This is a genomic window from Celeribacter sp. PS-C1 (assembly GCF_019429625.1).
In the GTDB taxonomy this organism is placed as follows: Bacteria; Pseudomonadota; Alphaproteobacteria; order Rhodobacterales; family Rhodobacteraceae; genus Celeribacter.
The window spans coordinates 219,477-233,896 of the sequence record NZ_JAHXRW010000004.1 but is presented as its reverse complement, the minus strand read 5'-3'; the positions used below and the strand labels follow the sequence as shown (position 1 = coordinate 233,896).

Annotated in this window: 11 protein-coding genes; 8 read left to right on the top strand and 3 right to left on the bottom strand. The window is 59.2% G+C overall.

All coding sequences use genetic code 11. From position 1 onward, the window contains the following. The 3 genes from J5Y17_RS07920 to J5Y17_RS07910 form a co-directional block, all read right to left on the bottom strand. A complete protein-coding gene (locus J5Y17_RS07920) occupies window positions 1-402 on the bottom strand; it encodes a nuclear transport factor 2 family protein (protein WP_219784697.1) in 402 nt (133 codons plus the stop codon). Window positions 403-464: 62 nt separating this feature from the next. After that, entirely contained in the window at window positions 465-1,958 is a 1,494-nt protein-coding gene (locus tag J5Y17_RS07915) for a 4-hydroxyphenylacetate 3-hydroxylase N-terminal domain-containing protein (protein ID WP_219784696.1), read from the bottom strand. Window positions 1,959-2,561: 603 nt separating this feature from the next. Next, entirely contained in the window at window positions 2,562-3,032 is a 471-nt protein-coding gene (locus J5Y17_RS07910; protein WP_219784695.1) for a hypothetical protein, read from the bottom strand. Window positions 3,033-3,137: 105 nt separating this feature from the next. Between J5Y17_RS07910 and J5Y17_RS07905 the strand changes: the two genes are divergently transcribed. From J5Y17_RS07905 to J5Y17_RS07870, 8 genes are all read left to right on the top strand, one after another. Continuing rightward, window positions 3,138-4,175, top strand: a complete 1,038-nt coding sequence (locus J5Y17_RS07905) for a BMP family protein (RefSeq protein WP_219784694.1) — start codon at window positions 3,138-3,140, stop codon at window positions 4,173-4,175. 78 nt (window positions 4,176-4,253) lie between these two features. Further along, window positions 4,254-5,837 carry an ABC transporter ATP-binding protein gene (locus J5Y17_RS07900; RefSeq protein WP_219784693.1) on the top strand — a complete coding sequence of 528 codons (1,584 nt, stop codon included), beginning with the start codon at window positions 4,254-4,256 and terminating at the stop codon, window positions 5,835-5,837. Beyond that, entirely contained in the window at window positions 5,834-6,919 is a 1,086-nt protein-coding gene (locus J5Y17_RS07895; RefSeq protein WP_219784692.1) for an ABC transporter permease, read from the top strand. The genes J5Y17_RS07900 and J5Y17_RS07895 overlap by 4 nt, the downstream gene beginning before the upstream one ends. 1 nt (window position 6,920) lies before the next feature. Then, window positions 6,921-7,853 carry an ABC transporter permease gene (locus J5Y17_RS07890; RefSeq protein ID WP_219784691.1) on the top strand — a complete coding sequence of 311 codons (933 nt, stop codon included), beginning with the start codon at window positions 6,921-6,923 and terminating at the stop codon, window positions 7,851-7,853. Between the two features lie 318 nt (window positions 7,854-8,171). Continuing rightward, window positions 8,172-10,217 (top strand): prolyl oligopeptidase family serine peptidase, encoded by a 2,046-nt coding sequence (locus J5Y17_RS07885; RefSeq protein ID WP_219784690.1) that lies wholly within the window; start codon window positions 8,172-8,174, stop codon window positions 10,215-10,217. Window positions 10,218-10,289: 72 nt separating this feature from the next. Then, window positions 10,290-12,629, top strand: a complete 2,340-nt coding sequence (locus J5Y17_RS07880; protein ID WP_219784689.1) for a pyridoxal-dependent decarboxylase — start codon at window positions 10,290-10,292, stop codon at window positions 12,627-12,629. A gap of 33 nt (window positions 12,630-12,662) precedes the next feature. Continuing rightward, the gene (locus J5Y17_RS07875) at window positions 12,663-13,556 is read left to right on the top strand and encodes a hypothetical protein (RefSeq protein ID WP_219784688.1); all 894 of its coding nucleotides are present in this window, start codon (window positions 12,663-12,665) and stop codon (window positions 13,554-13,556) included. Beyond that, window positions 13,553-14,368, top strand: coding sequence for an adenylate/guanylate cyclase domain-containing protein (locus tag J5Y17_RS07870; RefSeq protein WP_219784687.1), 816 nt, complete (start codon window positions 13,553-13,555; stop codon window positions 14,366-14,368). The genes J5Y17_RS07875 and J5Y17_RS07870 overlap by 4 nt, the downstream gene beginning before the upstream one ends. The last annotated feature ends 52 nt before the right edge of the window (window positions 14,369-14,420 follow it).

Here is a 14,420-nt window from a genome sequence, read left to right as displayed (position 1 = left end):
TTATCCGATCTGGGCCATGAACTGGTCTTTGTCCCAGTAGTCTTGCGTCAGCACGATCTCATCGCCGTCAAATTTGAACAGATGCATTCCGTCCAGCTCCACCGCTTTGGGGGCGGGAGCGGGCTGGGCCTCTGTCGGGCGTGGCGTAAACGTGCCGGTCATTGAGTAGAAGATTGCGATGTGTTCAGCAGAGCGCACGCTCTCACGCGGGGTCCATGATACATCGGGGAGCATTCTGAAGAACCCGTTCAACCCGTCACGCAGGGCGTCGTGCCCGCTGCGCGACTTGCCCATGGCGATCTCGTCGTGACGCCCTTCGAGTGCATAAAGGGCGGTGGCGGCATCCGCATCATGGCGATTATACGCAGCGTAAAAGGCGTCTACGAGAGGGAAGTCGGTCATAAGTCTGCTCTTGCTGTTGAGGGGCGCGCCAAGAGGGGGCGAGGCGCGCCCGTGAGGACCGATTACCAGTCCATACCTGCGATGGTTTTCACCTGATCGACAAAGCTCTCGCGGCTCACCTCGTCAAAGAGGCGGGCGCGCAGGCGCGGGGCAGGCGAGGAGTTGACGTTCTCAAAGAGCGCGACGCGACCGGCCAAAGAGCCGCTAGTCATGTCCCAGATGAAGTTCATCAACAGTTCTTTCTGCATGGCGGAGACGCCGTGACCCGGAAGCAAGTCATTGAGGTAATGACCAATTTCGGGGTTCTCAAACGCGTCTTTGCCGAAGCGCATGACCAGACCCTGACCGCACATTTCTTGCAGGATGTGGATGATCCGCGGATAATGTTCGATCGAGTAGAGGCGACCCGCGGTGAGCATGGAGACATCGGGGGTTACGACACCGGACGGCAGCTGTGTTGCCTTGGCTTCAGCGGCGACGACAAAGGCGCGCAGCGTCTGGGAATACTGGATCAACTCACCGAGCATCTGCTGAACGGCCGGAATTTTGCCGGTGCCAAGGACGTCTAGGACCATTTGGCCCGCGCCCACGAACAGCTCGGATTTCACGGCCATACGGGTAAGCACATGCCAGTGGGCAAAGACCGTGGCACGGCCATACCAGGACATGCCATCCGGGTCGCCGAGGTTGAAGATGCGCTCTTTCGGGACGAAAACATTGTCGAAGACGATAAATTGGTCGGCTTCTTCGCCCATGGAAGACACAGGGTGATCAAACTTGTTGGCGCCCGGTTGCGACACCATCTCGCGGGAGATCATGGTGATGCCATCGGCGTTGATCGGGACGGCGCCCCAGACACAGGCCTCCGGCGGGGTGGTGGTCAGACCGCCGAGGTTGGTGAAGAAGATGTCATTGGCTTGCGCCGCGATCGAGCCCACGGTTTTCGCGCCCGAGACATAGATGCCGTCGGCCTGTGCCTTGGTCACGCGGAGGAAGGCCATCTCGGCCGCCTTCGGGTTTGAGCGGTCGGTTTGCGGGCCTGCGAGGCTCTCCGAGGCGGTGAGGTTGGTGCTCCGGCCAAAGTCCATATAGGCTTCGATGTTCTCGGCGAAGTCCGGATTACATCCGTCAATCATGGATTTTTTCTCTTTGAAAACATCCTGATAGGCCATGAGGCCTGCGACGATGGCTGGGGAAAGATCCGGCGGACGCCCAAAGGTGCCAGCGGTCTTGAGGCTGGTGTATTCGATCATCTTACGGCGATCGGCGAGTTCTTCGACCGTGGTCGGCAATTGCCAGGCGCGGCTCACGACTTCCCCGGTTTTGGGATCGAGATATGTGGTCGCGTCTTCGAATTCCGGCTTGAACTGGTCATCGAACATCTCAGCCAGCAGTTCGACACCTGCGCCGAGCGCCGGTTCATCTGTCACTTTGTCGAGTTTGCGTTTGCCGATCCAGATGTTGCGACCGTCGTCGAGCGAGGCTTTGAACTCGGCGCCGGTTTTGAGCCGGTGCGCGGGTTTGCTCGCGGTCTTGGATGTTTCTTGCACTGTCATAGCTTCTCCTGAAGTCCCTGTTGCGGGTGGCGTGGTTATCCGAGACGCGGTGCATGTCGGATCGCCGAGTGATGAGTCACGCTAGATCGGTCAACCAAGAGAGTGCAACCAAAAAAAATGGTTGAGACAAAGTTTTCGAATTCACGATGGAAGATTGCTCAGAATAGCGGCAGGTTTGGCGCCGGGTTTTTCTCAAAACGATGAAAAAGCACTCTAAATCAAGGGAAAAGTTCACCATCTGTCTGAATTTTGTGCTTTTGCTCTGGTGGTTGAAGGGGTGTGCTAAAAACAACCAATAAAACGGTTGAGATTTGTTGACGGTAATTTGGTTGCCGGTATGGTTGAGTCGAAATCGGTTGATTTGGTCGGGATCGCCCGGCGGCTGATCGCTCCTTAGAGAGATGGCAGACAGGTCAACAGGCACACGCACATCAGGGCGCGCGCTGCGCGTTCGATATTTTCAGGGAAGACAATGGTGAACCAGAGAGTGCTGGACCCGAGACACGCGCAAAACCGGCCAATGGCCGGAGATGCTGTCGTCTTGTTGCCATCCTCCTCGTTGGGCAAGGCGCCCGGAGAGGAATATGGGGGCGCTGACCTGCGTCAGCGTGTGGTGCACCGTGTTTCGGTGACGTCTTCGGGAACGGCGCCTTTCGGCTGTGCCGCGCAGTCAAAGATGAGATCTGTCTCAGATTGGCCGACGGTCCGGGCCAAGGGCATTTCGAAACGCGTCTCCCAGCTTCGGCCGCTCACGCCGCACCAGAGGCGTTCGACCGGCATCTGGTCGCCGATCGGATTGAGCAGAAAAAATTCACCCGTCTCGGGGTTCGACCAGAAGGTGGCGGACAGCGAAACGCCATGTGCGGCGCGACCGAGTTCCAAAGAATACCAATGCGCCAATTTCGCCGTGCAGGACAATTCCACCTCACCGGTGTTGGCGACATCAAAGACCACAGGAGCGAGCCCCTCGGTGCCGCGCTTGGGTGTCGGACCGTGCCCTTGTGCCATGGCGGAAGCGCCAATGAGCGACAGGCAGAGGGTGGCGGGCACAAGCGAGCGGATGAGATGGGACACGATGGAATCCTCGATTGGGGGAAAGAAATTCGCCGGGCGAAAGCAGGGCGAGTGCGACGGAAACGGAAAGCTAAAAACAAAATTTGTCAACAGATGGAGCGAAATATGATGATGACAAAGACCACGAAGGGCGCATTGCGGTTGATGACCGCGCTTGCCTTTACGACCGGGATGAGCACGGCTGTGCTGGCCGAGGAGATCACCTCTCTGGCCATTCTGACGCCAGAGACGGGCACAGATTTCGGCTGGAACCAACAAGGGATCGACGGCGCTGTGGCGGCCGGTGAGGCGCTTGGTGTCGAAGTGATCGTGGCCGAAAACCTTGGCTACGGCGATGTGCGTCCGACCCTGCGTGAACTGGCCGAAGAAGAGCCGGGGCTGATCGTCGCCCATGCCAGCGGCTACAACACGGCCGCTCCCGAGATTGGGGCAGAGGCGGGTGTCAAAGTGGCAATCGTCGACAGTCCGAGTGCGCTGACCGAAGGGTCCGTCGTGGATTACACCGCTTCCGGTCACGAGGGGGCTTATCTGGCCGGTGTTCTGGCCGCGAAGATGACCCGTTCGGGCACAGTCGGCATCGTAACCTCCGGTGAGCCGCCGTCGTGGAACTCGCAGTCCGCAGCCTTTGCCGAGGGTGTGAAGGCGACGAATCCTGAACTGGTCATCCGCTATGCGGTGATCGGGCCGGCTGCCTATTCCGATGCGGCTGGTGGCAAACGCGTCACCGAATCGCTGATCGCTGCTGGTGCCGACATCATCTTTGGCCAGGGGAACGGCTCGTCCTTCGGGATGCTTCAGGCGGTTGAGACGACCCCGGCTGCTGACGGTGGCAAGGTCATGTTCATCGACGTCATCGGTGACAAGACTCCGATCGACAAGGGGTATCTCCTGTCCTCCGTGCTCTGGAATCTGACCCCGGTCTACGAGGCGATGATCGAAGATATACGCGCTGACAAATTCGGCACGCGCAACTATGGCATCAACCTTGAGGACGGTTCCGTTGCTCTGTTGAAATCCCCGCATATCCCCGAAGACATCTGGGGCGAAGTCATGGCCGTGAAAGATCAGATCGTGTCCGGCGAGGTCGTGGTTGAGCCGCATTTCGACGCGGAGTCTGTACATGCCTTGGTGACAGGCGAGTAACGCCAGGCGGACGTTCCTCCGCGAAAGAAAACGGGCGGGCCCTGCCTTCGGGGCCCGTCCTCAACACTGGAGACTAACATGTTAGACGCACATCCCCGCGCAACCGATATTCCCTCCGGCACGGAGGCCCCGCCGATTGTCACCTTTGAAGGGGTGACCAAGCGCTATCCGGGCATCATTGCCAATGACAGCATCGACATGGAGTTCCGCGCTGGCGAGGTGCATGTGCTTCTCGGGGAAAATGGCGCCGGAAAATCGACCTTGGTCTCCATGCTCTCCGGGCTGCAACAGCCCGATGACGGACGTATTTTGATCGACGGGGTTGAGAAGCCGATCGGTTCGCCGGGGGAGGCGCTTGAGATCGGGATTTCCACGGTGTTCCAGCACTCAATGTTGGTGCCGAGTCTGACGTTGGTTGAAAATGCGACGCTCGGACGGAAGTGGTGGCAGAAGCCGGATCGCGAAGGCACCGCCCAGGTGATGAACGCAGCCGCCGAGCGGATTGGTGTGCGCCTTGATCCCATGGCGCTGACCGGGGATCTCTCGCTTGGCGAACGCCAGCAAGCGGAAATCACCCGTGCCTTGATGCGCGGCGCGCGCTTTCTGATCCTCGACGAGGCGACAGCGATGCTCACGCCCGATGATGCGGCACGTCTTGGCGAGTTGATGCGTCGTCTGGCGGCCGAAGGGATGGCGGTGGTCTTTATCACCCACAAGCTCAACGAGGCCGTGGCCTACGGGGACCGGGTTTCGGTTCTGCGTCTGGGCAAGAAGGTTGGCGGGCTTTCCCCCGAGGAGCTCAAATCGCTTGACCCGCAAGAGGCGACGAATGCGGTGGTGCAGCTCATGTTCGGCACCCGCGAGGCCTCGACTGGCGAACGGGATCGTCCCGACGCGACCACGGTGGACCGATCCGCGAAGCCGACGCTCGAATTGTTGGCGCTCTATGCCAAATCGGGCCGTGTGCCGCTTGAGAATATCGAGTTCAAGGTCTGGCCGGGGGAGATTCTCGGCATCGCCGGAATTGATGGCAACGGTCAAAAGCAACTGGCCTCGACGATTGCCGGACAGGCGCCGGTCTCTGATGGTCGGATCATTCTGGATGGCGCTTACATTGACAAAATGACCATCGGGCAACGCCGGGAAAAGGGCCTCAGATACGTCACCGACGATCGGCTCGGCGAAGGGACGGTCGGGACATTTCCGATGTCGATCAATCTCTTGCTGAAAGAAATCGGCCAGACGCCTTATTGGCGTGGCGGGATCGAACAACCCGAGGCGATCCGCGAAAATGCGCGCCAGAAGGTCAAGGAATTCGACATTCGCACGCCATCGATCGACACGCCCGTTGGAAAACTTTCGGGCGGCAATATCCAGAAGGTGCTTCTGGCGCGTGAGCTTGCGGGCGCCGCGCGTGTGGTGATTTTCGAGAAGCCGACCTATGGGCTTGATCTCGCAAATATTGCGGCGACCAAGATGCGCATTCGCGAGGCGGCGCAGAGCGGGGCTGCCGTGATCCTGATTTCCACCGAACTCGATGAACTTCTGGAGCTCAGTCACCGCATCGCGGTGATGGATCAGGGCCGGGTCGCCGGCATTGTCGAGAATGAAGACGGCGCACGCCATAAAATTGGGGCGCTGATGAGCGGGGCAGAAAAATGAACACTCAAACCATGACAGATGACACGGTTCAAACCACCGAGATGCGTCAGAAACTGCGCAGCATCGCGGGGGTCTTGTTGATGAGCCTCGGTCCGGTGCTGATGGCCTTCATCCTCTCGGGCGTGATCCTTTTGATCCTCAAAGTGAATCCGTTCTCCTACTACGGATATGTCTTCGGGCGCGGACTTTTGTCGCCGACCGGCGTGCAGGCGACGCTGACCCGAATGGGGCCTTTGTTGCTGATCGCCGCCTCTCTGATTGTCGCCTTTCGGGCGGGGATCTGGAACTTGGGCGGCGACGCGCAATTTCTTGTCGGGGCGGTGTTTTGTGCCGCAGCGACACCTTTGATGGCACCACATGTGCCGGTCTGGCTCGGACTTTTGGCGGGGGCGGCCATCTCGGCCATCTTCGGGGGGCTTTGGGCGCTATTGCCTGCGTTTCTGCGGGCCTATCAGGGGCTCAACGAGATCATCACAACGCTGATGATGAATTTCCTCGGAATTTCGCTCGCCTCGGTTCTGGTGAAACTCGTCTTTCTGGACCCGAGCACCACGGTGCCACAGACCCGGACGCTGGCGGTCGAGGACCGTTTGCCAACGCTCTTCGGCACGACGATTTCCAGCGGGCTGATCATTGGTTTGGTCGCCATTCTGGCGGTGCATTTCGTGATGACCCGCACGGCCTTCGGGCTCCGTCTTAGGGTGGTCGGCGGCAATGCGAGCGCCGCGGTGCACGCGGGCCTCGCGGTGCCGCTTCTGACCGTCATGGTTTTTGCAATCTCGGGCGGTCTCGCAGGGCTCTCGGGCGGCGTAGCGATCCTCGGCCAATATGGCAACGTGCGGGCCGATTGGAATCCGGCCTATTCGCTCTCCATCGTGCCTTTGGTGTTCCTTGCGCGCTTCAACGGTTTTGCGGCGATCGGATTTGTCGGGCTGTTCTCAATCCTCTCGATCGGGGCCGAAAGTGCGGCACGGCGCACAGGTGTGCCAAACTACTTTACTCTTGTGACCATCGGCATCCTGCTCGTGATGCTCGCGGTCTCCGAATACTACAGCGCCAAGCGCCAGAAAGCGGGAGCCTGATATGACCCTGTTCACGGATACTTTCCTGATCGCCCTGATCGCAGGGATTGCCGCCGCCGGCGTGCCTCTCTTGCTCGCGGGTCTCGGCGAACAACTCTCGGAAAAGGCTGGCGTGCTCAACGTTGGCATTGAGGGGATGATGCTCGGCGGCGCCTATCTCGGCTTCTACATCGCTTGGGCCACCGAAAGCACGGGGCTTGGGTTTCTGGGCGGCATTTTAGGGGGCCTCTTGGTCTCGTCCTTGATGGTGCTGTTTTGCGTCCGTATGGGCCTCAACCAGATTGTCATCGGGATCGCTTTGACGCTCGGGGCCGAAGGTGCCACGGCGCTTTTGCATCATGTGCAGTTCAGCCGTCTTTATCCGCGGCTGTCGGATGTCGCCACATGGCGCATCCCCGGTTTGGCCGATATTCCGATCATCGGGCCGGCGCTGTTTGACCGCGAACCCGTGGTCTATCTCGCCGTCGCTCTCGTGCCGATCCTCGTCTATGTCTACCGCCGCACCCATCTTGGACTTGCTGTGCAGGCGGCAGGGGACAAACCTGCGGCGCTGGATTCCGCCGGGCAAAACGTGCTGGCAATCCGGAGCTTTGCCGTTCTGGCCTGTGGCGGCATGGTCGGTCTCGGCGGGGCCTTTATGTCCATCGTTGGCGCGGGTGTCTTTGTGCCTTTCATGACGCATGGCAACGGCTTCATCGGTATCGTCTTGGCGATGTTGGCGCGCGGGCGTCCGCTTTGGGTTCTGTTTGGCGCGGTCCTGTTCGGGGCCTGCCTGTCGGCGGCGACGGCGCTTCAGGTTGCAGGTGTCGCGATCCCGACCGATGTGGTCCAGATGCTGCCCTTTGTCGCCGTGATGCTTGTCCTGCTGATTGCCGGACGTAATGCGAAGTTGCCGGCGGCGCTTGGCGCGGCCTATGTGCGGGGCGAGCGCTAAAGAGCGCGCCTCCGTCATTAAAGCGAAACAGGGGAGGGCGCTTTTCGGAGCGTCCTTTCCTGTTTAAACATTCCCATCCGTCCGGTTTCCGCAGCCGTTGCGCTTGATGGGTGGTTGTATGACCGGCCAAGTCACGGCGGGTTTAATGCGTCTGATGTCATAAAAGTCAGGTCACAAACGGCACATTTTTTAACGTATTTAAAAAAACACCCCTCAAAAGCGCGGCTTTCGGGGCTTGGTCTTGCTCGAAAGCACCTCTGTCTGTAGCGTTTTGCATATCAATCAGGTGGTTGCGATTGGAGCTCGGGGGGAGGGACTATGCGCACTGGTGTTGAACATTGCCCATACGGCGCATGGGAGTCCCCGATTTCTGCTCAAATGCTGGTCGAGGATAGCCGGAAAATCGAACAGGTCTGTGTGGATCGCGATACGATCTACTGGATTGAGACGCGCCCGGATCAGGGGGGGCGCAGTGCGATCATGTGTCAGACTCCTGATGGCGCTCAGAAGGATATTCTGCCACGCTGGTTCAATGCGCGCGCGCTGGTGAACTCTTATGGCGGCGCGGCCATGGGGGTGCGCAACGGCACCGTCGTGTTTACGCACTTCTCACCCGAGACCTTTCCAAAGACCTCTGATCAAAGAGTCCACAAAATGGACGTGGGCGAGGTGCCTGTCCCGATCACGCCACCAGCGGCGGCGAGTTATGCGGATTACGAAATCGATCCGGATCGTCGCGTCGTCTATTGCGTCATGGAAGAGCAGACGGTGCTGACAAACGGGCAACCGCGTCAGAGTCTCGTCGCGCTGGATCTTGATGGGATTAAGGCGCCGCGCATTCTGGCGGAGGGCGAAGACTTTTACGCCGCGCCGCGCCTGTCTCCCGATGGAACTGAGCTTGCTTGGGTGTCGTGGTCCTATCCGTCGATGCCATGGGAGGGCACGCGGCTTTGGTGTGCCAAGGTCGACCCATCTGGCGAACTTCGGGACGTCACCCATGTGGCCGGAGCGCCGGCCCATGAGATCGACGCGACCCTCAATCCGGTTCTGAAAAAGCTGATGCGCTATTCGGACGATGCGATCGGACAGCCGACATGGTCCCCCGAAGGCACTTTGTGCGCGCTCTCGGATCAGGTCGAAATCGAGGGCGAGCGCTGGCTCAATATCTGTGAGCTGCGCTCGGGAACGCTTCAGCCCATCACGGAACGTCCTGCGGAGTTCGGGGCCCCGCCTTGGCGTCTCGGCGGCTCCAGTTTCGATTTTCTTCCGGATGGTCGGATCATCGCCGCGATGACTGAGGCGGGAATTTGGTCACTGATGTGCATTGACCCGGAGACCGGAGAGACGGAAAAGGTCGATTGCCCTTTCACAGACATCGCTTATCTGCATGTTGTTCAGGATCGCGTCGTCTTTCTCGGCGGGTCTTTTCAGGAGCCAGCAGCCCTTATTCTGCTCGACCCGAAAACCGGCGAATTTGAGCGTCTACGCGAAACGGCACCTGCGTTGGAAGAGACTGTTCAAGCCTGCATTTCGATCCCTAAGTCTAAGACATTCCCGACTGGACCCGATGGGGATGCGACCGCACATGCGTTTTACTACGCCCCTTGCAATAGTCGCTATGACGGCATGCAAGACGAGGCGCCGCCTCTGATCCTCTTGGTCCATGGCGGTCCAACAGCGGCGGCCTCCGCCAGTCTCAATCTGACCATTCAGTTCTTCACCAGCCGAGGCTTTGCGGTCGCCGATCTCAATTATCGCGGAAGCACCGGCTTTGGGCGAAGCTATCGCCGCGACATGTATGGACGTTGGGGCGAGGTCGATGTCGAGGATTGCGTCGCGGTTGTCAAAGCCCTTGCGCAAGAGGGTGCGATTGACCCGCACCGGATCATCTCGCGCGGCGGCAGTTCGGGCGGATATACGACCTTGGCTCTGGCCGCTTTCACGGATTTGCTAAGTGTTGCCGCGAGTTATTACGGGATTTCTAATCTCGAAATGATTGCCCGGATCACCGACAAACTCGAAGCGCATTACGCGGAGCTTTTGGTGGGCCCATACCCGGAGGCATCAAAGCTCTTTCGCGCCCGATCACCGCTGTTCCATGCGAGTGATATCGCGTGCCCGATCATTCTCTTTCAGGGGTTGAACGATCCGGTGGTGCCGCCGGAGCAGGCACATGTGTTGATCGACGAGATGAACGCGCGCAAGCTGCCCTTGGCCTATGAGTTCTACGAGGGGGAAAGTCACGGCTTTCGCAAAGCCGACACGATACGACAATCCTTGGAGGAAGAACTGTCTTTCTACGGGACATTTTTAGGGTTCACGCCCGCAGGGAGCCTCAGAGCGCCGAAGATAGAGAATTTTTGATCCCGCGACAGAGGGTTTCAGCAATCAGATTTGTCTCCCCGGCTGGAGACGACGCGAACGGGAGACGAGTGAATGTCAGATGGTCATAGAAGCGAAGCACTGTTCAAATCCATGGATCGGTTTCGGAAATACAATCGGGACAGTTTGAGCCTTGACCGGTTCTCGCCCGTGGGGTCGCCGCTCGCATGGTTCGTTGGTCCGAAAGGCGAGAACGAAGACGCGCTCCGCCGTCTGATCGGACAGGCGATTTCCTCGAACATCGAAGCCCGTCGGGATTTCCAGCCGGACGATCCGAGAATGGCCCCGCCGGAGGCCTTCGCTACCGATCAGGACAGTCACTACAGCCGCGGCATCGCGTTGATTGAGGACAGGCTGGGAGAGATGCTCGCACACATGCAGGGCTCTATCCCGCTGTCGAGTTATCGCAATCAGTCGCATATGTATTGGGACACCACCTTGCCCGCCGTGGTGGGGCATTTTGCAGGTCTGCTCTACAACCAAAACAATGTCGCGACCGAGGCCTCGCCGGTGACGACCCTCTTGGAAATGGCGGTGTCCGACGACATTTGCCGGATGCTGGGCTTTCGTGATCCCGAAGAAGTCTCCGATCTGCCGCGTCCTTGGGGGCATATCACATGCGATGGGAGTGTCGCCAATGGGGAATCTCTTTGGGCCGCGCGCAACCTGAAGTTTCTGCCCCTCGCGCTGGTCGCGGCGATCCGTCAGGACAAAACTCTTGCGGCGGCGAAATCCTTGACGGTGACGACTTTGGATGGTCGACGGCGCCGTTTGCTGGATCTCGACACTTGGGATCTTCTGAACCTGCCTGTGGACGAGGCTGTGGGTCTGTCGTCCAGAATGACGACGGCGGCGGGCATCGAGGCGAGCGCGATTGAAACGGCGATCAAAGGGCGGACCGTTCAGGATCTGGGGCTGATCGACTTCTACCGTCAATATCTGCCGGATATGCCGGCCCCGGTCGTCTTCGCGCCGGCGACGGCGCATTATTCATGGCCAAAAGGGGCGTCTTTGGTGGGGTTGGGCCGGTCTTCGGTTCTTCCGATCCCGGTCGATCTCGACGGTCGTATGGATGTGATCGAACTTCGGCGGCATCTCGACCGATGCCTCGACGAAAAGCGGCCGGTTCTGGAGGTCGTGGCGGTCATCGGGACGACCGAGGAAAGCGCCGTCGATCCCTTGAGCGAGATCGCCGATATTCGCGATGAATATCGCCAGATGGGTCTCGAATTCACACTCCATGCAGATGCCGCATGGGGTGGTTACTTTGCGTCGATGCTTCGGCCCTCGAAACTCGATCGGTACATCGAAGACAACGGCTTGTCGGGGAGTGACGAAGAGGCGCGGCTCTATGCGAAATACATTGGCGTTTTTGAGGCGCCCGATGGCGAAAACGAGAACCCGAACGCGAGTGACCCGAATTTTGCCCATGATATCGGCCTCGGGCCGGGCATGCAGTTGAACGCTTATGTGACGCGCCAATACGAAGCCTTGGGCCGGTGCGACACGGTGACGGTCGATCCGCATAAGGCCGGTTTCATTCCCTATGCCGCTGGCGCCCTGTGCTACCGCAATGGTGCGATGCGCGATGTGATCGCCTTCGCGGCCCCCGTTGTGTTCCATGGCGGCACGGTGCCGAGTGTCGGGGTGTACGGCATCGAAGGTTCCAAACCCGGCGCTGCCGCCGCCGCTGTCTATCTGTCGCACAGCGTCATCCCGACGGATTGCACCGGATATGGCCGCTTGCTCGCCAAATGCATGTTCAACTCCAAACGGTTTTACGCAGCCCTCCTTGCGGGATTTTCGCGGGATGACGAGGTCACGGTTACACCGTTCCAAAGGCTTCCGTCGGAGCGTGCTGGCGGCACAAAGGCGGAGATCGAAGCGGAGCGCGCGCTCATTGCCAATCAAATCGTGCCTGTGAGTGATGACGCCTTGGTCGAAAAACTCATTGCGGACCCCGAGTTGCGCGATCTGTTCCGCCAACTTGGATCGGACCAGACGATCATTGCCTACACGCTGAATTTCAAGACGGCGGAAGGTCTTAATCGTGACGTGGACTTGCTCAACGCGTTCAACGATGCGCTGTTTCAAAAGCTCAGCGTGCAAAAGTTCGGCGGCGATCAGGTTCCGCAGGCCCCGCTGTTTGTGACGGCCTCACAATTCGATCCGGGCACTTACGGCCAAGCCTTTGTCGAACACTATGCCACGCGCATCGGTGTCGAGACGGTCCCGGATGTTCCGATCAAGTTTCTCATTTCGACCCAGCAAAACCCGTTCATGACCTCGACCGCCGAAGGGGACATGACGCCGCGGCTGATCTCGGAACTCAAAGACATGGCACATTCCGTCGCGGCGGACTTGCGCAAGAAATACGGGCTGACGGCGCCCTGAGCCGGCAAACGCACAGTAAGAGGTAATCGTAAAATGGATCACAAAACCATCGATCATTGCGGGCCAGCGCCGCAATTCATCTCCAACCACCCGCACCAGCACGCATTCCTGCTGGTCGGGGATGACGCCCATTTCGGCGTTCACATGACCCAATACCACCACGAGGAACACAAATACCAACTGGTGATGAAAGTGACGCTTCCCGTCGAGGCGCAGCTGAAGCTGGAAAAGACGCGGGCGCAATATCCGCTCGACTCCTTCGTGCTTTGCAACGACGATTCAGACCACTTCATGGTGCCTGAATTGCCTGCCCGGCGTCGGGTCACGTTTAAGGGCAACATCTTTCAGGGGCTCCCGGATCTCAGCGGCGTGGATATGGAAGCGCCGCACTTTTTCCCGTGGGATTTGAAACGCACCACGCCGCTCGTCGCCGATATCGAAGTGACGGTCGAGCGGATTGTGACCTTTCGGCCCTTTGCACATCACATGATCCAGCCGGAATTCGCCACCTATCTGCTCTTCGGGGAGGGGGAGGAGGCGCATATGACCAACCTGCAAACCGCACGCCTTGCGACCGGGCCATTTGAAGCGCCGCTCTTTGGGCCGGATTATGACAATGTCATGAGCCTGAAGGCGGCGCCTGAATGGCTTGATAAGCCGCTGCTTGAGGCCGGTGTCGTCGTCACTGTGCCCAGCATGCGTTTGAACGATCCGGAGACTGGGGAGCATTTTCTGCCGGATGAGAAACCGTTCAAAGACGGAGAAAACCTGACGATGCTCTACCGCGGCATGGGGACGCCTCTCACCGTGACGGTCAAGAATACCGTGCTCGCGGCGACCGCTGTCTGCAACAGTGCCGAACTTGATCTCTCGCCCCACACCCCCTCGCTGATCATGAGCCAAACACCGAAAGCCCTGATGAAATGACCCAGACCGCTTCAAACATTGATTTCAATCGCCAGGATGGCAACGAAGAGCTGTGGTATCAGGTGTTCCAGGTGGGACATCCGGTTCTGGCCAAGAAACAGAAACGCTATCAGATGCTCCCCGGAAGCCCGCGTTGCCATCTGTGCTATGCGCCGATGGGCGGCCTTGGGGGGTGGGTGATGCGCTTTGCCAAACTTCATCCTTCGGCACGCAATCCGAATTACTGCAACGCCTGCGACGGTTTCCTCGAAGCCTTTCCTGGCGGCGCAGACGTCGAACTGAGTATGTTGTTCTGTGATCTGAGGGGGTCCGTTGAGCTGTCGTCAAAGATGACACCACGCGATTTCACGCAGCTGATCATGAGAATGCGGGCCATCGTTTTGGAGAAGCTCTGGAAGCACGACGGTTTTGTGCTTCAGTTTCAGGGGGATTCCGTGATCGGCGTCTGGCCGCCGGGCTTTGCGGGGCCGGATCATGCGCAAAAGGCGGTGGCGGCGGCGAAAGATATCGCACATGCACTTGCCGAGGAACGAGCCAAAGAACAAGAGATCCCGGCGGGGATCGGCGTTCACACGGACACGGTCTACCTCTGTACCGTGGCCTCGGCGAACGGCGCGCTTCAGGAAATCAGTGCCTTCGGGGAGGGCGTTAATCTCGCCGCGCGGCTCTCTGCGGTGGCGGGCGCGGGCGAGGTGTTTCTGAGCGAAGCCGTCATCGCCGCTGCGGGTCTCGTCGAGCAAGGTATTTCGGTTCAGGACTACACCCTCAAAGGCATCGACCGGCATGTCCGTGCGGCGCGTTTGAACAAATAAAGTCGGAGAAAAGGTGAGGGAGAGTTGGACCGCGCGTAAGGCCCGGCTCTCC

Coding starts and splice junctions, on each gene's coding strand:
- J5Y17_RS07920 (WP_219784697.1), bottom strand. CDS start 402: ATGACCGACTTCCCTCTCGTAGACGCCTTTTACGCTGCGTATAATCGC.
- J5Y17_RS07915 (WP_219784696.1), bottom strand. CDS start 1,958: ATGACAGTGCAAGAAACATCCAAGACCGCGAGCAAACCCGCGCACCGG.
- J5Y17_RS07905 (WP_219784694.1), top strand. CDS start 3,138: ATGATGATGACAAAGACCACGAAGGGCGCATTGCGGTTGATGACCGCG.
- J5Y17_RS07900 (WP_219784693.1), top strand. CDS start 4,254: ATGTTAGACGCACATCCCCGCGCAACCGATATTCCCTCCGGCACGGAG.
- J5Y17_RS07895 (WP_219784692.1), top strand. CDS start 5,834: ATGAACACTCAAACCATGACAGATGACACGGTTCAAACCACCGAGATG.
- J5Y17_RS07890 (WP_219784691.1), top strand. CDS start 6,921: ATGACCCTGTTCACGGATACTTTCCTGATCGCCCTGATCGCAGGGATT.
- J5Y17_RS07885 (WP_219784690.1), top strand. CDS start 8,172: ATGCGCACTGGTGTTGAACATTGCCCATACGGCGCATGGGAGTCCCCG.
- J5Y17_RS07880 (WP_219784689.1), top strand. CDS start 10,290: ATGTCAGATGGTCATAGAAGCGAAGCACTGTTCAAATCCATGGATCGG.
- J5Y17_RS07875 (WP_219784688.1), top strand. CDS start 12,663: ATGGATCACAAAACCATCGATCATTGCGGGCCAGCGCCGCAATTCATC.
- J5Y17_RS07870 (WP_219784687.1), top strand. CDS start 13,553: ATGACCCAGACCGCTTCAAACATTGATTTCAATCGCCAGGATGGCAAC.